This window comes from Urinicoccus massiliensis, from assembly GCF_900120405.1.
GTDB classification, from domain to species: domain Bacteria; phylum Bacillota; class Clostridia; order Tissierellales; family Peptoniphilaceae; genus Urinicoccus; species Urinicoccus massiliensis.
Genome location: NZ_LT635493.1, coordinates 71,382 through 93,228, shown reverse-complemented (window position 1 = coordinate 93,228; position 21,847 = coordinate 71,382). Strand labels below are relative to the sequence as shown.

General features: G+C 38.7%; 26 protein-coding genes and 2 tRNA genes. All 28 read left to right on the top strand.

The genetic code is table 11. The features are described from left to right. The first annotated feature begins 26 nt into the window (after nt 1-26). The 28 genes from BQ7400_RS05040 to BQ7400_RS04915 all read left to right on the top strand — a co-directional run bounded on the left by BQ7400_RS05040 (nt 27) and on the right by BQ7400_RS04915 (nt 21,837). Complete coding sequence (locus tag BQ7400_RS05040; protein ID WP_034439088.1) at nt 27-1,037, top strand: electron transfer flavoprotein subunit alpha/FixB family protein; 1,011 nt, start codon at nt 27-29, stop codon at nt 1,035-1,037. Nucleotides 1,038-1,295: 258 nt separating this feature from the next. Continuing rightward, nucleotides 1,296-1,372, top strand: a tRNA-Pro gene (locus BQ7400_RS05035). A 9-nt stretch (nt 1,373-1,381) separates the two neighbouring features. After that, nucleotides 1,382-1,458, top strand: a tRNA-Pro gene (locus BQ7400_RS05030). A gap of 188 nt (nt 1,459-1,646) precedes the next feature. Beyond that, complete coding sequence (locus BQ7400_RS05025; protein WP_072470452.1) at nt 1,647-2,048, top strand: MaoC family dehydratase; 402 nt, start codon at nt 1,647-1,649, stop codon at nt 2,046-2,048. A gap of 20 nt (nt 2,049-2,068) precedes the next feature. Then, entirely contained in the window at nt 2,069-3,160 is a 1,092-nt protein-coding gene (locus BQ7400_RS05020; protein WP_245759437.1) for a poly(R)-hydroxyalkanoic acid synthase subunit PhaE, read from the top strand. 11 nt (nt 3,161-3,171) lie between these two features. After that, nucleotides 3,172-4,236 carry a class III poly(R)-hydroxyalkanoic acid synthase subunit PhaC gene (phaC, locus tag BQ7400_RS05015; RefSeq protein ID WP_245759416.1) on the top strand — a complete coding sequence of 355 codons (1,065 nt, stop codon included), beginning with the start codon at nt 3,172-3,174 and terminating at the stop codon, nt 4,234-4,236. A gap of 136 nt (nt 4,237-4,372) precedes the next feature. Continuing rightward, nucleotides 4,373-5,257 (top strand): epoxyqueuosine reductase, encoded by an 885-nt coding sequence (locus BQ7400_RS05010; protein WP_072469704.1) that lies wholly within the window; start codon nt 4,373-4,375, stop codon nt 5,255-5,257. Between the two features lie 4 nt (nt 5,258-5,261). Continuing rightward, a complete protein-coding gene (gene nth, locus BQ7400_RS05005) occupies nt 5,262-5,927 on the top strand; it encodes an endonuclease III (RefSeq protein WP_072469703.1) in 666 nt (221 codons plus the stop codon). After that, a complete protein-coding gene (locus tag BQ7400_RS05000) occupies nt 5,915-7,285 on the top strand; it encodes a VanW family protein (protein ID WP_072469702.1) in 1,371 nt (456 codons plus the stop codon). Before nth ends, BQ7400_RS05000 begins: the two co-directional genes overlap by 13 nt. A gap of 12 nt (nt 7,286-7,297) precedes the next feature. Further along, nucleotides 7,298-7,912 carry a hypothetical protein gene (locus BQ7400_RS04995; RefSeq protein ID WP_072469701.1) on the top strand — a complete coding sequence of 205 codons (615 nt, stop codon included), beginning with the start codon at nt 7,298-7,300 and terminating at the stop codon, nt 7,910-7,912. Further along, nucleotides 7,909-8,721, top strand: a complete 813-nt coding sequence (locus BQ7400_RS04990; protein ID WP_072469700.1) for a CvfB family protein — start codon at nt 7,909-7,911, stop codon at nt 8,719-8,721. The genes BQ7400_RS04995 and BQ7400_RS04990 overlap by 4 nt, the downstream gene beginning before the upstream one ends. Before the next feature lie 7 nt (nt 8,722-8,728). Then, complete coding sequence (rlmD, locus tag BQ7400_RS04985; RefSeq protein ID WP_072469699.1) at nt 8,729-10,069, top strand: 23S rRNA (uracil(1939)-C(5))-methyltransferase RlmD; 1,341 nt, start codon at nt 8,729-8,731, stop codon at nt 10,067-10,069. A 250-nt stretch (nt 10,070-10,319) separates the two neighbouring features. Further along, nucleotides 10,320-10,691, top strand: coding sequence for a helix-turn-helix domain-containing protein (locus BQ7400_RS04980; RefSeq protein WP_002834913.1), 372 nt, complete (start codon nt 10,320-10,322; stop codon nt 10,689-10,691). A gap of 2 nt (nt 10,692-10,693) precedes the next feature. Beyond that, nucleotides 10,694-11,479: an ImmA/IrrE family metallo-endopeptidase gene (locus tag BQ7400_RS04975; protein ID WP_002834912.1), complete on the top strand. Its 786-nt coding sequence runs from the start codon at nt 10,694-10,696 to the stop codon at nt 11,477-11,479. 72 nt (nt 11,480-11,551) lie between these two features. Continuing rightward, the gene (locus BQ7400_RS10605) at nt 11,552-11,716 is read left to right on the top strand and encodes a hypothetical protein (RefSeq protein WP_002834910.1); all 165 of its coding nucleotides are present in this window, start codon (nt 11,552-11,554) and stop codon (nt 11,714-11,716) included. A 334-nt stretch (nt 11,717-12,050) separates the two neighbouring features. After that, a complete protein-coding gene (locus tag BQ7400_RS04970; protein WP_002834908.1) occupies nt 12,051-12,569 on the top strand; it encodes a sigma-70 family RNA polymerase sigma factor in 519 nt (172 codons plus the stop codon). Between the two features lie 194 nt (nt 12,570-12,763). Beyond that, on the top strand, nt 12,764-12,928 hold the full coding sequence (locus tag BQ7400_RS10600) for a hypothetical protein (protein WP_002834906.1): 165 nt from the start codon (nt 12,764-12,766) through the stop codon (nt 12,926-12,928). Further along, nucleotides 12,891-13,166 carry a hypothetical protein gene (locus BQ7400_RS04965; protein WP_002834905.1) on the top strand — a complete coding sequence of 92 codons (276 nt, stop codon included), beginning with the start codon at nt 12,891-12,893 and terminating at the stop codon, nt 13,164-13,166. The genes BQ7400_RS10600 and BQ7400_RS04965 overlap by 38 nt, the downstream gene beginning before the upstream one ends. Further along, entirely contained in the window at nt 13,166-14,290 is a 1,125-nt protein-coding gene (locus tag BQ7400_RS04960; RefSeq protein ID WP_002834904.1) for a DUF2800 domain-containing protein, read from the top strand. The genes BQ7400_RS04965 and BQ7400_RS04960 overlap by 1 nt, the downstream gene beginning before the upstream one ends. Then, nucleotides 14,280-14,822 (top strand): DUF2815 family protein, encoded by a 543-nt coding sequence (locus BQ7400_RS04955; protein ID WP_002834903.1) that lies wholly within the window; start codon nt 14,280-14,282, stop codon nt 14,820-14,822. Before BQ7400_RS04960 ends, BQ7400_RS04955 begins: the two co-directional genes overlap by 11 nt. 9 nt (nt 14,823-14,831) lie before the next feature. After that, on the top strand, nt 14,832-15,032 hold the full coding sequence (locus BQ7400_RS04950) for a hypothetical protein (protein ID WP_002834902.1): 201 nt from the start codon (nt 14,832-14,834) through the stop codon (nt 15,030-15,032). Then, nucleotides 15,007-16,938: a DNA polymerase gene (locus BQ7400_RS04945; protein ID WP_072469698.1), complete on the top strand. Its 1,932-nt coding sequence runs from the start codon at nt 15,007-15,009 to the stop codon at nt 16,936-16,938. Before BQ7400_RS04950 ends, BQ7400_RS04945 begins: the two co-directional genes overlap by 26 nt. A gap of 13 nt (nt 16,939-16,951) precedes the next feature. After that, nucleotides 16,952-17,152 carry a hypothetical protein gene (locus BQ7400_RS04940; RefSeq protein ID WP_004835125.1) on the top strand — a complete coding sequence of 67 codons (201 nt, stop codon included), beginning with the start codon at nt 16,952-16,954 and terminating at the stop codon, nt 17,150-17,152. Continuing rightward, nucleotides 17,145-17,531: a DUF7768 domain-containing protein gene (locus BQ7400_RS04935; RefSeq protein ID WP_002834899.1), complete on the top strand. Its 387-nt coding sequence runs from the start codon at nt 17,145-17,147 to the stop codon at nt 17,529-17,531. Before BQ7400_RS04940 ends, BQ7400_RS04935 begins: the two co-directional genes overlap by 8 nt. Next, nucleotides 17,532-19,733: a phage/plasmid primase, P4 family gene (locus BQ7400_RS04930; protein ID WP_002834898.1), complete on the top strand. Its 2,202-nt coding sequence runs from the start codon at nt 17,532-17,534 to the stop codon at nt 19,731-19,733. 263 nt (nt 19,734-19,996) lie between these two features. Beyond that, complete coding sequence (locus BQ7400_RS04925) at nt 19,997-20,254, top strand: sterile alpha motif-like domain-containing protein (RefSeq protein ID WP_035109046.1); 258 nt, start codon at nt 19,997-19,999, stop codon at nt 20,252-20,254. Further along, on the top strand, nt 20,212-20,493 hold the full coding sequence (locus tag BQ7400_RS04920) for a VRR-NUC domain-containing protein (RefSeq protein ID WP_035109044.1): 282 nt from the start codon (nt 20,212-20,214) through the stop codon (nt 20,491-20,493). The genes BQ7400_RS04925 and BQ7400_RS04920 overlap by 43 nt, the downstream gene beginning before the upstream one ends. Then, on the top strand, nt 20,494-21,837 hold the full coding sequence (locus BQ7400_RS04915; RefSeq protein ID WP_002834893.1) for a DEAD/DEAH box helicase: 1,344 nt from the start codon (nt 20,494-20,496) through the stop codon (nt 21,835-21,837). Nucleotides 21,838-21,847 lie beyond the last annotated feature (10 nt).

The following is a 21,847-nucleotide window of genomic DNA, read 5'->3' as shown; positions in this document are numbered from 1 at the left end:
AGTCGAACCAATAGGAGCGTGATAAAATGAGTAAAAATGTATTTGTCTTTGCAGAACAAAGAGACGGCGTATTGCAAAAAGTTGGGATCGAACTTTTAGGTAAGGCCAACGAACTTGCAAAAGATTTAGGTCAAGAAGTTGTAGCTATGTTACTTGGCGACAACATCAAGGGCCAAGCAGATGTTTTGTTTCATCATGGGGCAGATAAAGTTATCGTAGTAGATGACCCAATGCTAAAAGAATATGTAACAGAACCCTATGCAAAAGCTATTTTCCAAATTACTGAAAAATATGACCCTGAAATTGTTCTTTACGGAGCAACTTCCATCGGTCGTGACCTTGCACCAAGACTTGCTGCAAGAATCCACACCGGTTTAACAGCAGACTGTACCAGCCTTGAAATCGACGAAGAATCTAAAAACCTTATGATGACTCGTCCAGCTTTCGGCGGAAACTTAATGGCAACCATTCTTTGTGAAGAACACCGTCCACAAATGGCCACAGTACGTCCAGGCGTAATGACTCCCCTGGCTACAGACCATGACCGTAAGGGTGAACTCATCGAAGAAAAAGTTGAATTCTCTGATGCAGACATGAACGTAACTGTTCGTGAAATCGCAAAAGAAGAAGAAAAGAAAAAAGACATTACCGAAGCAAACATCCTTGTATCCGGTGGTCGTGGAATTGGTGGACCAGAAGGATTCAAACAATTACAACAATTGGCTGAAGAACTTGGCGGAGAAGTTTCCACTTCCCGTGCAACTGTTGATGCTGGCTGGATCGAAAAAGATCGTCAAGTTGGTCAAACAGGTAAGACAGTTCGTCCAGACCTTTACTTTGCCTTTGGTATTTCCGGAGCCATCCAACATTTAGCCGGTATGGAAGAATCTGACTTAATCATTGCAATTAACAAAAATGACACTGCACCAATCTTTGATGTAGCTGATCTAGGAATCGTAGGAGACTTAAATGCCATTGTTCCTAAGTTAATTGAAGAATACCAAAAAGAAAAAGCCCTTAAAGAAGAAATCGATTAATGATTTATTATGGAGCTTGAAAGATACAGGGGAAACCCTGTATCTTTTTATCTCTATATAAAAGCCATAAGCTTGGGAAAAGTCCCTTTTCAGGGCAAGAAAGGAATTGCAATTTTTCCCTAAATAAGGTAAGATAATAAATGATCTTAAAAACTTCTTGCCAAGAAATCTTTTTAAGATAGGTAAAAAAACTTGCAAGAGTGAGAAAGTTTTGCTATAATATAGAAGATTGCTCGGAAAACTACATTTAAATTTCGTCGGGGTGTAGCGCAGTTTGGTAGCGCACATGGTTTGGGACCATGGGGTCGAAGGTTCGAATCCTTTCACCCCGACCATTTTTTTTACGGGGTGTAGCGCAGTTTGGTAGCGCGCATGATTCGGGATCATGAGGCCGGAGGTTCAAATCCTCTCACTCCGACCAAATTTAAAGAAAATAAGAGAAACCTGCCTAGGCAGGTTTTTTTGTATAAAATTATGAACAAAGTTTTATGATGATTTATCAAAATAAAGAAATAAAAGATTCCAAATAGGGTATACTATGGATAAGATAGTCGGAAGATTAAAAAGAAAGAAGGGGAGACAGTAGTGAGTGTAAACTATGTAGAAAAAATGTACGATGAAATTAAAATCGGCGATGAAGCAGAGATTTCAAAAGTTGTTACAGAGGAAGACATTCAGAAATTCAGTGAAGTCTCCCTAGACACCAATCCTCTTCATCTAGATGAAGAATTTGCAGGAAAAACTATCTTTAAAAAAAGAATTGCCCATGGCATCATTGGAGCATCATTAATTTCAGCAGTTCTTGGAACAAAGTTACCTGGCGTAAACACCATATATATGTCCCAAACATTAAATTTCCTAGCTCCAGTTCATATAGGTGATGAAATTACAGCCAGAGTAAAGGTTGTGAAAAAAAGAGATGACAAGCACATGATTTTCTTTGAAACTGTGGTTGTCAACCAAGATGGAAAGAAAGTAATTACTGGAGAAGCACTTGTAAAAAAAGACTAGGAGGATAGAACGTGAATTTTATGAATAATATGTTTGCAGACTATTTGGACGCACAAAAGAAATTAATGGAAGAGTGGAAAGAAATGACCCAAGAAGCCACCAAGAACCAATGGGGGTCCATGGAAGAATTTAAAGATTTATGGAAGTGGTGGGACCAACCAAACTTTAAGGCCTTTGCTGACTACACAGGAAGTCCTAAGGAAGTTTGGGATAAAATGACCAAGGCTTCCGAAGTTTACTACAATATGTATGAAGCTTACAAAAGCTTTATCGATCAAAGTATCCAACCTAAAGAAAAAAATATGGAAAATATCATCAAGGGATGGATGGAAAAAAGTGGAAAGTATTTAGAAGAAATCTATCTCCCCTTCCTACCCAATGACTTGGCAGAAATGTGGAAGCAAACCATGAAGTTAGGGAAGAATATGGAAAAGTCCTTCACCTACTTCTATGAACCCTGGATGGATAATTTCCGTCCCCTAATGGATGCCTTTATGAAGGGGATTTATAAGGATCCCGAAGGATTTTTAGACTTCTTTGAAGAATGGCAAAAAGACTATTCTAACACAATCAGTCGAATCCTAGACCTACCAGCTATGGGAATTTCTGGACAAAAACAAGAAGAAATTTTAAAGGCAACAGATCGTTTTATCAAAATGGTTAGTTACCAAATGGAACTTGTAGCTAGAATTTTAATCCTGGCCAATAAAAATACTCTGGATGTTTATGAAGAGGCTCTGGAAAGAGTTCAAGAAGGAGAACAACCCAAGACCATGGAAGAATTCTATGAACTTTGGCGGTCTTCTTTAGACAAGGCTTTTGATGGTCTTTTCTATTCTGATGAATTTTCTAAACTACTGAGTACCTATATGGAAGCTGCCATGGACTTTAAAATTGCCAATGATAAAATTTTAGAAATGCAATTAAGTCCCCTACCTGTAGCCTTAAAAACAGATATAAACAGTCTTTACAAGACAGTCTATGACTTGAAAAAAGAAGTACGCAGCCTTAAGAAAGAACTGGAAGAAATAAAGGGTGAAAAGCAAGAAGAAAAGCCAGCAAAACCGGCTACTCGAACTCGCAAAACTACAGCCACCACTACAGATAAATAGGAGGAGAAGTTTTGGAAAACTTGAATGAAACAATGATGGATAGTATGGAAAAACTTTTTGAAAGCCAACAAAAAATCTTAGCTGGATTAACCACCATGATGGATGTAGACTATTCAGGCTCCAATGAAACTGAAAAAGAATTGGTTTTTGAAATGGATAAGATGAAGCTCTACCACTATAGTCCTCGGGTAAAAGACCCCAACAAGTATCCTATTTTGATTGTTTATGCCCTAGTGAACAAGCAATATATGATGGATATTCAAGAAGACCGGTCCTTGATCCGTAAGCTCTTAGATGGCGGTCAAGATATCTATATTATCGACTGGGGCTACCCAACCCAAGAAGACCAATACCTAACAATGGGAGACTATATCAACGGCTATATTGACAGTTGTGTGGACTTCATTTTAAAAGAAAAGAAAATTGACAAGGTCAACCTCTTAGGTGTTTGCCAAGGGGGTACCTTCTCCTTGATTTATACAGCCTTGAACCAAGACAAGATTAAGAACCTAGTAACTCTAGTTACTCCTCTTGACTTCTCTACCGATGATGGCCTCCTCTTTAAGTGGGGTAAATACCTAAATATGGGTAAGGCAGCAGAAGCCTATGGAGTTGTTCCTGGAGACTTTATGAATGCAGGTTTCTTAATGTTAAAACCCTTTGACCTGGCTGTTGGCAAGTATATCAACTTGATTCCAGACCTAGATGACCCCATGAAGATGGCGAACTTCATGAGGATGGAACAATGGATTTTTGATTCTCCCGGCCAAGCAGGAGCTACTATTCGAGAATTTACAGAAGAAATGTACCACAAGAATGCCCTCTATAAGGGAGAGTATAAGCTGGAAGGTCAAGAGGTAGACTTAAAGAAAATCACCTGTCCAATCCTGGTTATTTTAGGTCAAAAGGACAACCAAGTACCACCAGCAGCTACTAGACCCATTATGGATGCAGTAGGATCCAAGGACAAGGAACTAGCAGAATTTAACACAGGCCATATTGGAATCTTTGTCAGTGGACGTAGCCAAAGAGAAGTTGCACCTAAGATTAACGACTTCTTAAATGAACGGAAATAAAGTACCTTAAAGGAAAAGTTTTAAAGAATACAAAAAAGAATAAATTCCAAGCTTCTTGGGAATTTATTCTTTTTATTTTGCCCAGTCCGTTTAAATCCCAAGCTATATCCAGTATAATAGAAGGACGGAGGAAAAAATGGATCGGAATCAAGTCTTGAAAAAATGTGGCCTGGATGTTTTGGGCTTTTGTCCCGGGACAGCCTTGAAAGAGGAAAAAGCCTACCTATTGGACCGGCAGGCTCATTTTGGCCTGTGTAAATACGAGGGACAAAACATTGAAGAAAGATTGGATCCTTCTCTGCAATACAGTCCGGTAAAGAGTGTTCTGGTTTTTGGTATCAACACCAAGACCCGGCCCATTCAACTTAAAAAAGGCCAGGGACTTCTGGCGGGGATCAGTCGGATTCCAGACTACCATTTCCTCTTAAAAGAAGCGGGAAATAAGCTTTGTGGAATTTTAGAACTGGAAGACCAGGCCAAGGTCCTAGTGGATTCCCATCCCTTGATGGAAAGGGCCTTTGCCCAAAGGGCCGGCCTGGGTTATATTGGGAAAAATACAGCCCTCATCCACCCAGTCTATGGGACCTACCTGGCCCTGGGCCTAATATTAACAGAAAAAATCTTCCCCTATGACAAGGAAGAGAAAGGGACCTGTGGTTCCTGCAATCTTTGCATAAAAGCCTGCCCAGGAGGAGCCCTAAAGGGTGGGGGCATCCTGGACCCCGGGGCTTGTCTTTCCTACCAAACCCAAACCATAGAAACAAGTCCCGGCCAAGTGGGGCCCAGGCTCTATGGCTGTGATGTCTGCCAGGAGATTTGTCCGAAAAATAAAGCAGTTCCCCTGACCCGTATGGAACAAGTGGTGGACCGGGGAATCAGTAAGGAAGAAATTCAAGACCTGTCCAACCGGGAGTTTAAAAAAAGATATGGCCACCTAACTGGGGCCTGGCGGGGAAAGAAACAATGGATGGAAAATTTTAAGTCTGTAGAGGCCTATTGGGCCCGGAAAAGTAAGGAGTAGACCATTGGCAAAAAAATTCACCAAAAAAGAAGTCAGCTGGATTTTAGACCGCTTAGAAGAAACCTTTCCGGATGCCAAACCCGAACTTGTGGCGTCCAATCCCTTTGAAATGCTGGTTTCCACCATTTTGTCTGCCCAATGTACCGATGTCCGGGTCAACATGGTTACCAAGGAAGTTTATAAAAAATACAAGACCCCCCAAGACTTTGTGGACCTGGGAGTCCAGGGCCTGGAACCCCTAATCCGGTCTTGCGGATTTTATAAAAACAAGGCCAAGAATATTATAGCTACGGCAAAAATTTTAGTAGAAGACTACCAGTCCCAAGTGCCGGAGACCATTGAAGAGTTGGTCAAGCTTCCGGGGGTGGGACAAAAAACTGCCAATGTGGTGGCCTCTACTTGTTTTGGAGTAGATGCCATTGCCGTAGACACCCATGTCTTTCGGACCAGCAACCGGATAGGCCTGGCCAAGGCCAAGACAGTAGAGGAAACAGAAGTCCAGCTACAAAAAGCCATCCCCAAAGATCGGTGGACCAAGACCCACCACCTGCTCATCTTCTTGGGTCGCAGAATTTGTGCCTCAAGAAGCCCCAAGTGCGAGATTTGTCCCCTGACAGAAGTCTGTCGCTATTATCATAAAAACCAGGAGTCGAAAACATGCAATGGATAAAAGACAAGCTACTAGGAAACCTATGGAGAAAGATTGCCCTAATCTTTTTAGCCTTTCTAGTCCTGGCCCTAGGCTACGGCCTGCTTGTTCATCAATCAGATAAAATCTATCCCGGAGTCCGGGTCGGAAAGTTGGGCCTTGGCTCTATGACCAAGGCAGAAGCCAAAAAGAAACTGGAAGAAGGTCTGGATGCCAACCTGGACAAGACCCTAGACCTGACCTACCAAGACAAACACTACCGCACCAGCCTAAGAGACTTGGGCTATAGCTATCAAATTGATGCCATGGTGGACCAGGCCTATGGAATTGGTCGGTCTGGCCACAAGGGATCTGATTTTTTTGCTGCCTTTTATAGCCTCTTCCGCCAACCCCTTCCCATCCAGGGAGCCTTTAGGGGGGACAAGCTGGACGACTACCTTCATGGCCTGGCAGATGACCTCTTTATCCTGGCAAGGGACGCCCAGCTCTCCATGAAAGATAACAAGGTCCACCTGGTGCAAGATCGGGATGGGCGCTACCTGGACACCAACCTAACCAAGGAAGCCTTGGAAAATTGGGATGGGATCCAAGCCATTAACCTTCCTGTCTTTAATCGGCCGGCAGATGTCCAAGCCAAGGCTTTGGAAAAAATGGACTCCATCTTGGGAGAATTTACCAGCGACTATGGCAGTAGTGAAAAAAATCGAAAGTTTAACATTGCCCTGGGGGCAGAAAAATTAGACCACACTATCCTAAAGCCTGGAGAAAAAATTTCCTTTAATGATAGGATGGACCAAATTACCAAGGAAGCCGGTTTTAAGGTGGCGGGAGTCATTCGAAACGGTGAATTTGACCGGGGAGTTGGGGGAGGCATCTGCCAAGTATCCACCACCCTCTACAATGCCCTGATTCGGGCAGATGTCAACATTCTTGAAAGACACAGCCATTCCAGACCCATAGGCTATGTAAAAAATGGAACCGATGCAGCTGTAGCTACAGGGCATAAAAACCTAGTCTTTCAAAATGACTTCAACCACCCCATTTATATTAGGGCCCAAGCCGATGGAAGTGACTTGACCTTCCAGGTCTTTGGGTCAAAAGAAGACAAGGACTATGAAGTAAAAATCATTCCAAAACTGGTTTCCACTAGTAAGCCCAGGACAAAAACCATCTATACTGATTCCCTGGCCAAGGGGGAAACAGAAGTCAAAGAAAGTGGCAGTAGCGGGTATAGCTATCGGACCTATAAAGAAATTATCAAGGATGGGGAAGTTCTTGAAAAGAAGCAAATTTCCACGTCCAATTATATTGGCCGAGACCGGGTCCTTTTGGTAGGGACAAGGTCCGGTGGAGGAGATAAAAACCGAGACGATGAATAGGGGGCAAGAAAGATGAAATGGCCATGGTCAAAAAAGAAAAAAGCCACCATCTATAAACGGATGACCGATTGGGAAAAAAGACCCGTTCAATTGGAACAATACGTTCCCATGCGGGAACTCTACCATTCAGACCCAGGTGAACTGGAATACCGGGTTATGAGGGGAGAAAAAGTAAATCCAAGCAAGGATACAGACGCCTTGGATGCAGCCATCTTGTCCTATTTTTACAAGGAAAGTACCAGTCCAAGTCAGATCAATGACTTTTTTAAAGGCCACAAGGCCCTGGAAGTTCTGGCCCACTACCACCAATGGATGTACCGGGAAGAAGATGCAGGAGACCTGCCCTATCTGGGCTTGAGCCTTTATCTTATGCGGTATTCAGAAGAAATTGAAGCCGTAAAATTCGGCATTATTCTGGCCCGCTACTATGACCTAATGGAGGCCAAGGGAGCCTTGGAAACCATCACCCTCCTGGGCCAATGGCCTGATTTCACCTACTATGCCATCCAGGTCTTAAAAGACCTACCCAAGGGTAGCCTCTATATCGGACAGATGAACCAAGCCACCTTTGGCTATGGGAAAATGTGCATTGCCCAATACTTAAAAGAAAAAGGAGTCCTAAAATGAACGCATTAGGAAAGCAAGTTGAAGTAGAAGTAAAAAAAGAAGGAAAAAACTTTTATTGTGACCTGGACGGTCAAAGGATTCCTTTTCGGGAAAGTGACTTGAAAGAAAAGGACAAGGTCCTGGCCTTTATCTATAAAGACCACGACAAGGAATTCCAAGCCACCATCCAAGAACCCAAGATTAGCCTGGGGCAAATCCGGCCCCTAAGAGTGGTCAGTGCCACAAAAATTGGAGCCTTTGTGGATATTGGCATTGACCGGGATGTTTTGTGCCCCTTTACCGAGCAAGTCTACCCCCTAAAAGAGGGATCAGTCCAGCTCTTTTACCTCTATATTGACAAGTCCAACCGTCTGGCCTTGACCACCAAGATTAAGGACCACTTAAAGGGCAACAAGACCTTTCATCCTGGAGACCAAGTCAAGGGCGTTGTCTACCACCACAAGGCCAAACTAGGCTACTTTGTGGCTATTGACTACCAATACGACGGCCTGATTCCCGAAAAAGAAGCCACAGGAATCTACATTGTAGGAGAAGAAGTCCAAGGACGGGTGATTTTTGCCCATGAAGATGGAAAAATCACCATGACCACCAAGGCCTCCGTGTCCAACCGCCTGGAAAAAGATTCCCAAACCCTCCTAACCATATTAAAGCGCAACAAGGGCCACCTGGCCCTGGGAGATAAATCCTCGCCAGAAAAAATCTACCAGGCCACCAAACTATCCAAAAAAGCCTTTAAACGGGCTGCTGGTCGCCTCTATAAAAACCGTCTAGCCACCATTAAAGACTACAGCATCGACCTCATTAAGTAGGACCACCATGAAAGAATACCTAGAAGGACAAGTTGAAAATATGACCCATGACGGGCGGGGAGTCGTTAAAGAAGACCGGTTTCCCATCTTTATTCCCGGGGCCCTAGCGGGAGAAAGAATCCTCTACCAAGTCACGAAAAAAGGGAAAAAATTCGCCTCAGGAGACCTAGTGGAAATTTTGCAAGTAAGTCCCCAAAGACAAGAGGCCAAAGATCCCACCCTCATGCCCATTATGCCCCTACAAATCCTCAATGCCCAGGGGCAAAAAGCCTTTAAAGAAAATGTCGTCAAGCAAGCCTTGGAAAGAATTGCCGGCCAAAGAAACATTAAAATCAAGCCCCTTAAAACCATGGACCATCCATGGTTTTATCGCAATAAAATGACCCTGGCTGTAAAAGACATCCAGGGTCAGTTGGAATTTGGCATCTTTGGCCGTAAAAGCCACGACTTCATCCCCGTAGACCAGACCTACCTGGCGGAAAAGTCCCTGGAAGAAAGCATCTTCAAGGCTCGAGACATCTTGAGAAAACATAAGATTCAAGCCTATGACCCCCTAAGCAAACAGGGTAACCTCCACCATATTATCCTAAAAAGAGGCCACTATAGTGGGGAGACCATGATTCTCTTTGTCTGTAAAAATGAGACCCCTCTGGGAGACCAGGCCCTCTACCAAGACCTGAAGGACCAAATATCCCAGCTGGTTTCCATAGCCCAAAATAAACAGGAAAAAGACCACCAGGAAATATTGGGGAGAAAAACCAAGATCCTTTGGGGCGACAAGTACTTAAAAGACCAGCTCCTGGGCTTGAGCTTTTACCAAAGCCCCCAAGCCTTTTACCAGGTTAATACTCCCCAAACAGAAGTCCTCTACCAGCTGGCCCTGGACTATGCCCAACTCCAAGGGACAGAAAGAGTTTTGGACGCCTATTGCGGCCTAGGGACCATTAGCCTCCACTTGGCAAAAAAAGCCAGACAAGTCCATGCCATGGAAATTTTAGAGGAAGCCATCCAAACAGCAGAGGAAAATAAAAAAATAAATCAAATTACCAATGTCTATTTCCAAGCTGGTAAGGCGGAAAAAATCCTGCCCCAATGGCAAAAGCAAGGATTGGAATTTGACCTGGCCCTTGTAGACCCACCGAGAAAGGGCCTAGATCCCAGCTTCATCCAAAGTCTGGGCCAATTAGCCCCAGGAAAGATCATCTACATCTCCTGCAACCCCGCCACCCTGGCTCGAGACTGCAAAGAATTCGTAGACCTGGGCTATCAAATCCAAGAAGTTCAACCAGTGGATTTATTTCCTCAAACGCCACACGTGGAGAGTGTAGTATTGATGTCAAGAAAATAGAATAACAAGCTATAAGACTGTTGAAATCAATGGCTTTTAGGATTTTAGAAGAAATCTTAAAAGCCATTTTTTTATTTGGAAAACACCTTGTGGGAACATATCAATAGTAAAAATCGTAGGGGTGTGTAGGCAGGATAGATATTTATAGGGAGAGTGAACAGAATAGATATTAGGACTTGACACATCAATTAATAAGTTGTAAAATATAAACAAGTTAGCATATTAGCTAATAAAGTAATAGGAGGTAATCATGAACAATCACGAACTGACTTTTGGGGATTTTATTTCTCAGAAGAGAAAGGATTTAAGAATCACCTTAAAGGATATGGCGGACAGGCTTAATATTTCCTCACCGTATCTAAGCGATGTAGAGAAAGGAAAAAGAGATTCTTTTGACTTAGATAGGTTGAACCAAATTGCTAAAATATTAAACTTGGATGAAGAAGAATCATCCATTATGATGGATTTAGCTGGAAAGCAAAGAAATACGGTGGCACCTGATTTGCCAGAGTATATTTTAAAGACTAAAGGCTTAAGCGTAGCTTTGAGAAAGGCTAGAGACTTAGATGTTAAAGAAGAAGAGTGGATAAAATTCATTGAAGAAATTGAAAAAGAGAGGTAGGCATGTATCAATATAACTTCAACAAATCAAGTACAGGTGCTCCATTTATCACTTTAGATCAAATTGAATCACTGACCGAGCAAATTCTCAATAAATATTGTCCTTCTGCAATCGAGAATTTTGAAGCAGTAGATATTGAGGGACTGGCAGAATTTGATTTAGGGTTTAATGTTGAATATGCCTACTTATCTCATAACGGATGCTATGCAGGGATGATGGTCTTTAATGATGACCAAGTAATACGAACAATGAAAAGCCTAATACCAAATGTTGAAACTGGGCAATGGGAACTAGAATATCTTACAGATAGAGCCAATACTATTCTAATAGATAAGCAATTGGACAATCCAAGAGATAAAGGATTTAGAAGATTTACCCTAGCTCATGAATGTGGCCATGGTGTAATTCATCCGTGTGTATTCTATAGAGATCCAAACCAACTAACTTTTTTTAATGAAGAAGAAAAGCCTGCGTCACTAGCTTGTAGAACTGGCGATGTTAATAAGAAGAAAAATAAACGCTGGGGATTTATGGATACAATAGAATGGCAGGCAAACACATTTGCTTCTTGTCTTTTGATGAATAAAAAAGCGATTATAAAGTATCTATACTATCTAGGTTATGATAAGCACATTAAGGATGAGACTTATCTATTTGATTTCATCATGAAAGTATCAGAGCAATTCCAAGTATCAAAAACAGCAGCATTAGTTCGATTAAAAGTATTAGGCTATGCACCTAATGACTTTGAATTAACAAAAGAACTATATAACGAATTTAGTTTTTAAAATATAGCTTAGCTATATTTTTTTAAGAAAGAAATTAGCAAAGAAGCTAACAAGGAAAGATAAGGAGGTATTATGGAACAAATGGCATGTCCAGTCTGTAAAAAGAGATTTTTTGATGTATCAAGAATTCCTTTAGAGAAAATAGAGATAGCAGCAAAATGTCCACACTGTGGGAAAATCTCAACACTGGAAATATCAAACAAAAATAAGAAAAAACCATACCGAGCAAAGAAGTAAATGTAACTATCAAATGGCCGGATGAGTATTCAAAAGGAAACTCATCTGGCTATTTTTATATTAAGGAGGTGATCCTATAGAAATAAGAAACAAAGAAGGAAAAAGAGTCTGTGATATTAGTGAAGACAAGAAAAAGCTAACTATCAGGCGAGGTAAAAGTACAACCATAGCCTATGTAGTTAAAGGCGAAATTAAAATTTTAAATAAGTAAAAGATATCCGCAAGAACGCTAGACGGCAGTCGGAAAACCAAATCATGGTTTTCTATTGCCGTCTTTTTTTGTTTTTACGGATGGCCTTCTTGCGGATCTAGAGATTTTGCAAGGAGGCAAAAGATGGCAAAGAAAAGATATTTAGAAATAAATGGCAAAGAAATCGAAGTTAGTGAAGAAGTCTACAAAGAATATATGAAACCAATCTGGAGAGAAAAAAAGAGAATCCAAAGAGCCTACAAGAATTTAGAAGAACTACAAGATAAAGACAGAATTAAAACAGTGGCTGAGAAAAATGGAAACTACGTCCAAGCAGGAAGTTTAGAAACAGGCTTTGTCGAAACAAAAGAATATGGTCTTCCCTTATCCCTTGATGTTGCTGAAGAAGAATACGACTTTGAAGTAACTAGCGTTAAAAATACTGAGGAAATAGTAACGTACAAACTTTTAGAAGAAGCATTCTTAGAAGTCATTAGTGAATTTTCTGAAAGAGATAAAAAAGTTCTAAAACTACTTTTCCTCTACGAAATGAAAGAAAGAGAAGTCGCAGAAGTAGTAGGAATATCCCAAAAAACAGTTAATAACATCAAAAATAAGCATTTACCAAAGATTCAAGAAAAATTAAGACCCTGGAAAAAATAATTACTCAAAAACTTACTAGATGTCCTAAGGAATATGAGGGAAGAAGTCTTACTCAAATACAAACAGGATGTCCTAAGAAGTATGAGGAGATACAACTTACTCAAAATGAAGGCAAATGTCCTAAGGAGTATGAGAGGAGAAATCTTACTCAAAAATTTAATGAATGTCCCAAGGAGTATGAAAGGAGGAACAAAGTGGACTTAGTAAAAAACGAACAGATGGCAGAAAGTTTAATAGCCATCTCAATTGTTGCCAAGAAGATAGCTATGGAATTAATGCAACCAGAGAAAGGAGAAAAAAGTGCCAAGAATAAAGCTACTAATGGAAATCAAAGAAGATGCAGAGAATCTTGCATCTAGTATAGGTGTCCTTCTAACAGCACTAGAAAGTGATGAGGAACTACCTAAAGAAGAGAAGGCAAAACAAGAAGAAAAGACCTATGAGATTGAAGATGTTAGAAAGATACTAGCCGACAAATCAAGATTAGGCCATACAGCTAAGATAAGAGAACTCTTAGAAAAGTATGGAGCTAAAAAGTTATCTGAGATTGAACCAAGTAACTATAAAGACTTGGTAGCAGACGTGGAGAAGTTGTAATGGGTGCTCACGCAATACTATCAGCATCATCTTCTAATAGGTGGATTCACTGTCCACCAAGCGTTAGGCTTTCTGAAAAATATGAAGATGAGGTTAGTCCTTATGCACTTGAAGGCACATCGGCTCATGCCTTAGCAGAATATAAACTAAAGAAGTTATTAGGTTTAGATACTAAAGACCCGACAGAGGATTTAGATTTTTATGATGAGGAAATGGATGAGCTAACTGAGGGATATGCTTCATATGTGACAGAAGTAATAAGTAGGTACGAAAGCCCAGCCGTCTTTGTGGAAGAAAGACTTGACCTATCAGACTATGTTAAGGAGTCCTTTGGAACTGCTGACTGTGTAGTTGTTGGAGGAAAAGAACTTCATGTAATAGATCTAAAGTATGGTCAGGGAGTTTTAGTAGATGCTAGGGAAAATACTCAACTAATGTTATATGGGCTTGGTGCTCTAATTCTCTTTGATGGAATTTATGATATCGAAAATGTAATACTTCACATCTATCAACCAAGAAGATGTAACATATCAACTTATGAAATTAAAAAGACAGAACTATATGAGTGGGGAGAATCTGTACGAGAGATTGCTGAGAAAGCATATAAAGGCGAGGGGGAATTCTCTTGTGGAGAATGGTGCATCTTCTGTAAAGCTAAGAATAAATGTAGGAAAAGGGCAGAAGAAAACCTAAAACTGGCACAAGAAGAATTTATCCTACCACCAGAACTATCTGATGATGAAATTGAAGAGATTCTACCAAGATTAGACGAACTGGAACAATGGGTCAAAGATATCAAGGCTTACGCTTTAGAAAGAGCAATGAAGGGTCATAGATGGAAGGATCTAAAACTTGTCGAAGGTAGGTCTAATAGAAAATACCGAGATGAAGATGAAGTTGTAAAAAAAGTAAAAGAACTGGGATTTAATCCCTTTGAAGAGAAGTTACTTGGCATTACAGCTATGACTAAGTTACTAGGTAAGAAAGTCTTTGATGAAAATATCAGCGACTTATTAGAAAAACCAAAAGGCAAACTTACCTTAGTGAACATTAATGATAAAAGAGAAGAAGTTGTAATTGAAAATGTGAAAGAAGAATTTGGAGGATTTAATAATGCAAAATAAAACAAAAGTAATTACAGGTGAAGTTAGATTATCATATTTTAACGGATGGGAACCAAAGTCAATCAATGGTGGTAAAGAAAGATACTCAGTATCTGTCATTATCCCAAAGAGCGACCAAAAGACAATTGAGAAAATTGAAAAAGCAGTAGATGCTGCTATTGATGAAGGACTTTCTAAATTCAATGGAAAGAAACCAAATAAGAAAGCTATCAAACTTCCATTAAGAGATGGTGACACAGAAAAAGATGATGAGGCTTATGCAGATGCATACTTCTTAAATGCCAACTCTATGACAGCACCTCAAATTGTGGATAGAAATGTAGAACCTATTCTTGATAGAAGTGAAGTCTACTCAGGAGTTTATGCGAGGGTATCTCTTAACTTCTACGCCTACAATGTAAATGGTAATAAAGGAGTGGCCGTTGGCCTTGGAAATATTCAAAAACTAAGAGATGGTCAACCTTTAGGAAATAGGTCTAATGCAGCAGATGACTTTGATGCTATGGACGATGATGAAGATTTCTTAGCATAGGAGGTAGAAATGGACTATTTAATTACAGCAATAGTTTTAGCTATTTGGTCCTTTTTATGGTATAAGCTTGGATTTTTACAAGCTCAGCTAAAAGAACTAGATAGAGATATCAGAAAAATAGAAAAGCAAATAAAAGAAGATAGAAAAAATAATTTAGCAGAATTAACAAAGCTTAGTGATAGCTATGAAGAAATTGTCCATAGATCTTGAGACCTATTCTTCAGTTGATTTAGGCAAAAGTGGTGTATACAAATATGCCGAGAGTGAGGATTTTGAAATCCTCCTCTTTGCCTATTCTATTAATGATGGAGAAGTTAAGGTCATAGATTTGGCAAATGGAGAGATTATTCCTGAAGAAATATTGTCAGCCCTTAGTGATGAAAACGTAGAAAAGTGGGCCTTTAATGCAAATTTTGAAAGGGTGTGTCTATCTAGGTTTTTAGGTAAGAGACTAAAACCTCAAGGTTGGTACTGCACTATGATTTGGTCAGCCTATCTAGGGTTACCTCTATCGCTTGAAAAAGTAGGAGAGGTTTTGAAACTTGATAAGCAAAAGATGAATGAAGGCAAGGCCCTTATTAGATATTTTTCTACTCCCTGCAAACCAACTAAGACTAATGGTATGAGGATAAGAAATCTATCACATCATGATTTAGAAAAGTGGTCTACATTTAAGGAATATAACCAAAGAGATGTGGAAACAGAAATGGCTATTAAGAAAAAACTATCAGCCTTTCCTATGTCTCATTCAGAATGGGAAAACTACTGGATAGATCAAAACATCAACGATAGAGGAATTTTAATTGATGAAGTTTTAGTCGATTCAGCTATTAAATTTGACGGAATCTTACGAGAAGAAAACATGGATAGAGCCATAGAACTAACTGGCCTTGAAAATCCAAACTCTCCATTACAGCTAAAAGAATGGCTTAATAAAAAAGGCTTAGAGATAGACTCCTTAGCTAAAAAAGATGTAGAATCTGCTCTTAAAAATACTGAGGGAGATATAAAAGAGGTCTTGGAACTTAGACAGGAATTATCTAAATCTTCAGTTAGAAAATATGATGCTATGAAAAATGTAAAAGGAAAAGACAATCGAGCAAGAGGGCTGATCCAATTTTATGGTGCAAATAGAACTGGAAGATATTCAGGAAGGCTTATTCAAGTTCAAAACTTAAGGAGAAACAATCTAAAAGATTTAGACCTAGCTAGAAGTCTTGTAAAAAATAGAGATTACGAAACTATGGAAATTCTCTATGAATCTCCTTCTGATATTTTATCCCAATTAATAAGGACAGCCTTTATAGCAAAAGAAGGCACCAGGTTTATTATTTCAGACTTTTCAGCAATAGAGGCTCGTGTCCTTGCATGGCTTGCAGGAGAACAATGGGTATTGGATGCCTTTGAAAATGGAGAAGATATCTATTGTAGAACAGCATCGAGGATGTTTGGAGTGCCAGTTGAAAAACATGGAGTTAATGGACATCTCAGGCAAAAAGGAAAGATAGCGACTTTAGCTTGTGGTTATCAAGGGGCCTTAGGTGCTCTTAAAGCAATGGGTGGTATTGAGATGGGTTTGTCTGAAGATGAACTTCAATCAATAGTTGATTCCTGGCGAGAGGCTAATCCTAACATCGTAAGCTTGTGGTGGGATATAGATTCAGTCGTAAAAAGAGTTGTAAAGACTAGAACTAAAGAAAAATATAAGAGCCTAGTTATTAGCTATGAAAAAGGCATTCTTTTCATAGAACTTCCTTCAAAAAGACGACTTGCTTATCCAAAAGCAAAAATAGGGATGAATCGATTCGGTGGTGAATCAATAGTCTATGAAGGAATCGTAGTTGGAAATAAGTGGGACAAGATTGAATCCTATGGTGGAAAATTTGTAGAAAATATAGTTCAAGCTATCGCAAGGGATATTCTCGCTGAGGCTATGATGAGAATTGAAAATGAAGGATTTAATATCGTCATGCACATCCATGACGAAGTTGTAATAGAAAGTGATTCATCTAGCATAGAAGAAATAAATCAAATTATGTCTTTAGTTCCTAGTTGGGCACCTGGACTTATCTTAGATGCAGATGGATTTGAAAGTGAATTTTATAAAAAAGACTAATGGAGGGTTATTCATGTTTTATGTTAAAGAAAAAATAAATGATTCTATGGAAATAAGCATTGAAATAAATGATGAGAATGTCTTTTGCACCTGTCCAAAGTGTGGAAAAGAAGTTCGAGTAGAATTAAATAAAGTATTGGAAGATGGCGATTTATTTTCTACTCAAGTTTGCTGTAATACTTGTAGTGAAACAATGAGGGATATTTATGAATAAGGAACTATACAACGGGAGTGGGTGCAAGGATCCCACTCCTTATCAAGCAATTAAAAATGCAGAGAAGAGATACTATCCCCTGGTATATATCTGCAGTCCATTTTCTGAAGATCTAGAAAATAATGTCATCAAGGCACAGAAGTATTCTCGATATGCCTTAGATAAAGGAAATATTCCCATAGCACCACATCTTTTATTTCCTCAGTTTATGAGTGATGAAAGTGAGAGAAGACTTGCCATGCATTTTAATTATGTCCTTCTTGGAAAATGTGAAGAAGTCTGGGCTTTTGGTGATCATATAAGTCCTGGAATGGCAGAAGAAATAAAAATTGCTAAGAAGAGAAAAATGAAGATTCGTTATATAAAGGAGGTATCCTAATTGAAAATATACACCTCAAACTTAATGGGAGTGGAGTCAAACTGTGTTTATCCAAATGAAGTTAATGCAGTAGATGTTAGGTCATTTGAGAAAGCCGCAAGTTTTGATCATGTAATGGCTAAGTATAAAAACTCCTACAGGTCCAATGATAATTTTATAGAGTCGGAATGTGTTCCCATGGATATAGACAACGATCATTCAGAAAATCCAGATGACTGGATTTCAGCTAATGATTTAAAAAGAATCTTTGACGGAGTTAAATTTGCCATAGTTTACAGCAGAAACCATAGAAAAGAAAAAAATGGAAAAGCTGCAAGACCAAGAATGCACATATATTTCCCAATTCCTAAGATCACAAATTTAGCTGAATATGTAGGAATAAAAGAAAGGCTGGCGCAGACTTATACTTTTTTTGATGGGAATGCCTTAGATGGAGCGAGGTTTTTCTTTGGAGTTAAGAATCCTGCCGTTGAAATAGTTAGAGGGAGAAAATATGTGACAGAAATCCTAAAAGACGACTTTGAGGATTTTGATAACTCTCAAGACTTGATTCAGCAAGGCTCTAGAAATTCAACTATGAACCATTTTGCTGGTAGGATTCTAATTCGATATGGAAATACAGATGAGGCAAGAGAACTATTTGATAAAAAAGCTAGTCTTTGTTCACCACCACTCCCAGATGATGAACTGGAACAAATATGGAGGTCAGCTTGTAAGTTCTATAAAAAGGTGGCGGCAAGTGAAGATTATGTGCCACCTGAAGAATACAATGAAAGATATGAGGAATATAAGCCAGAGAAACTTACAGATATAGCAATGGCTGAAATCTTTACTAAGCATAACAAAGATAAAGCTATCTACACGATATCTCAAGGCTGGCTTTATTGGACGGGCAAGAAGTGGGAAGATTCTGAGCTAAAAGTAATGAGTCTTTATATGGAGACTGCCAAAAAAGTTTTAGAAAATGCAAGCATTGAATTTAAAGAGACCTATCAAGAATTAGCAGATGCTGAAATGATGGGAAGTAAGGAAGAAAAAGCACAAGCAAAATTAAAAATAAATAGTGCAAAAGCTTATCTCAATTTTGCTAAAAAAATGAACGACCACGGAAAAGTATCTGGAATATTAAAACTAGCTAAGTCTTTGTTAGAAGTTAAAAATGAAAAACTTGATGCAGATGCTTTTATTTTAAATACACCTGTTGGAGTTATTGATTTAAAAACAAGTGAAATAAAAGAGCATGACCCATCTTACTATTGCGCGAAGATTACTGCCCTAGCTCCAAGTAAGGATAATATGGATATGTGGATAGCTACTTTAAGGGATGTAACTGGTGGAGATGATGAGTTTATTAATTTCTTAAAGTTCCATGCAGGGTCGACATTAATAGGTCATGTTTATGAAGAAGCACTCCTTATAGCTTATGGAGATGGAGGAAATGGGAAGTCTACAGTCTTTAATTCAGAGGCTCACGTTCTTGGAGACTATGCAGGTAAAATCCCAGCTGAGTCTTTAACAACAAGAGCAAAGAATGTGAAGGTTGATCTTGCAGAGTTATGTGGTAAGAGATTTATTCTAGCCTCTGAAACAGAAGAGGGTCAAAGACTGTCAAGTTCAATGCTAAAGCAGATAGCAAGTGTTGATGATATTTCAGCAGAAAGAAAATACTATGCACCATTTTCATTTACGCCAACGCATTCTACTATTCTCTATACAAATCATTTACCAAAGGTAGGATCTAATGATCGAGGTACCTGGAGAAGAATTGTGGTGGCTCCATTTTCTGTCGCCATTAAAAATCCTAAGACAGACTATATAGATAAGCTCCTAGAAAAAGCAGGTGAGGCAATTCTACAGTGGATGATTGAAGGAGCAAAAGAATATATAGATGCAGGCTTTAAATATCCAAAGTGTAATGTAGTAGATGATGCAAAAAAATCATATAAAGAAGAAAATGACTGGATAAACCATTTTATTTCAGATAAATGCATAAAAGGAACAAATTATAAAGAAATGAGTGCAAGGTTATATCAAGTTTATCGTGAGTGGGCTGGTTCAAATGGAGAATACATTAGGAATAATAGAGATTTTTCACGAGCCCTTATAGCAGAAGGTTATGAAAAGAAAAGGACAAATAGGGGAATTGAATGGGGTGGTATAACCATCAATGATTTAATGGAGTCGGAAGACGACTTTTTATAAATGCATCTTAGTGTAGCATTTATAGGCTAAATAAAGATGATTGTAGAGAAAAAAGTTTTTCTTAATTAATGAAAAATGTATACACTAAACTACAAAAAGACATGACTATTTACACTTGACTTAACAGTAAAATGGCTTAATATACGCATTTTGTATGGTGTGAATAGTTATAGCCTACTTTCTTTTATATATTATTTTTATTCTCTCGTGTAAAAGGTTTATATAAAGCTACACTATACAACACTTAAAAAAATGGAGGATTTATGAATTTCTATAATTACATGATGAAAAATCACTTAAATGAAAAGTCTCCAAGAGGAGATTTAGCAAGAGATATGAAGCAAGATAGAGACTTTCCTAAAAATAAAACAGGGAAATTTAAGGGCTGGAAAAGACTGATTAAAAATTATTTAAAAAGCCAGGGTGCTTGTTATGATTGTATGATGACTTTTGAGAACGCATGGAGGGAGTATGAAAATTGCGAGAGAAAGAGATTGAATCTGCCCTTGTTAAAAGAGTAAAAGAGAATAAGGGTCTATGTCTTAAGTTTACATCTCCTTCAATGACGGGAATACCAGATAGGATAATACTTCTTCCTAAAGGAAAGGTTGGATTTGTTGAAACAAAAAGACCTGGAGGAGAACCAAGACCAATCCAGAAAAAGAGAATAAGGCAATTTAAAAACTTAGGTTTTAAGGTTTATGTTCTTGATTCCAAAGAAAACATTGATGAAATAATAAAGAGGATTGGAGGTGACTAATTGAAATACACTCCACACAAATATCAAAAATATGCTACTGAGTTTATTAAAGAAAATGAAGAATCAGCACTTCTACTGGACATGGGTCTCGGCAAGACGGTTATAAGCTTAACGGCTATAAAAGACTTACTCTTTGATTCTTTTGAAATTTCTAAAGTTTTAATCATAGCACCACTAAGGGTTGCGAGAGATACCTGGAAGGAAGAGATAGAAAAATGGTCTCACCTTGATATCTTAAAATATTCAGTAGCCATAGGAAGTGAAAAAGAAAGAATAAAAGCATTAGAAGAACAAGCAGATATTTATCTAATCAATAGGGAAAATGTAGACTGGTTAATAAATAAGAGCGAACTACCATTTAACTACGACATGATCGTAATTGATGAACTATCATCCTTTAAATCTCATAGGTCAAAGAGGTTTAAAGCTTTGATGAAAGTTAGACCAAAGGTAAAAAGAATAGTTGGTCTTACTGGAACTCCATCATCTAACGGTCTAATGGATTTATGGGCTGAGTTTAGACTGCTTGATATGGGAGAGAGACTTGGAAGATTTATTGGTCAGTACAGGGAAATATACTTCAAACCAGATAAGAGAAACGGACCAATCATTTATTCCTATAAGCCACTTCCTTTTGCTGAAGATGCAATCTATGAAAAGATATCAGATATCACAGTTTCTATGAAAGCTGAAGATTACCTAAAAATGCCAAAGAAGATAAATAATGAAGTCTTTGTAAATCTATCAGATAAAGAAAGAGATATCTACGAAACCTTAAAAAAAGACTTGGTCGTTAGTATTAAGGATAAAGATATAGATGCAGTTAATGCTGCAGCCCTTTCTAATAAGTTACTTCAAATGGCATCGGGTTCTGTTTATGATGAAGATAAAAATATGATTCATATCCATGATAGAAAGCTTGATGCCTTGGAAGATTTAATAGAAGGTGCAAATGGTAAACCAGTATTAATAGCTTATTGGTATAAGTCAGATTTGAAAAGAATAAAAGATAGGTTTGATGTAAGAGAACTTAAGGCAAGTGAAGACTTAAAAGAATGGAATCAAGGTAATATTCCAGTTGCCATTATTCATCCAGCTTCTGCTGGTCATGGGCTTAACCTACAAGCTGGAGGTTCAACACTTATTTGGTTTTCCCTTACATGGTCATTAGAACTTTATGAACAAACCAATGCCAGACTCTATAGGCAGGGTCAGAAAGAAACAGTTGTGATTCATCATATCCTAGCTAAAGGAACTATTGATGAAGATGTGATGAAGGCGTTGGAAAATAAGAATAAAACACAAGCTGCACTTATAGATGCAGTAAAAGCAAATCTAAAATGAGTAGAGGTTC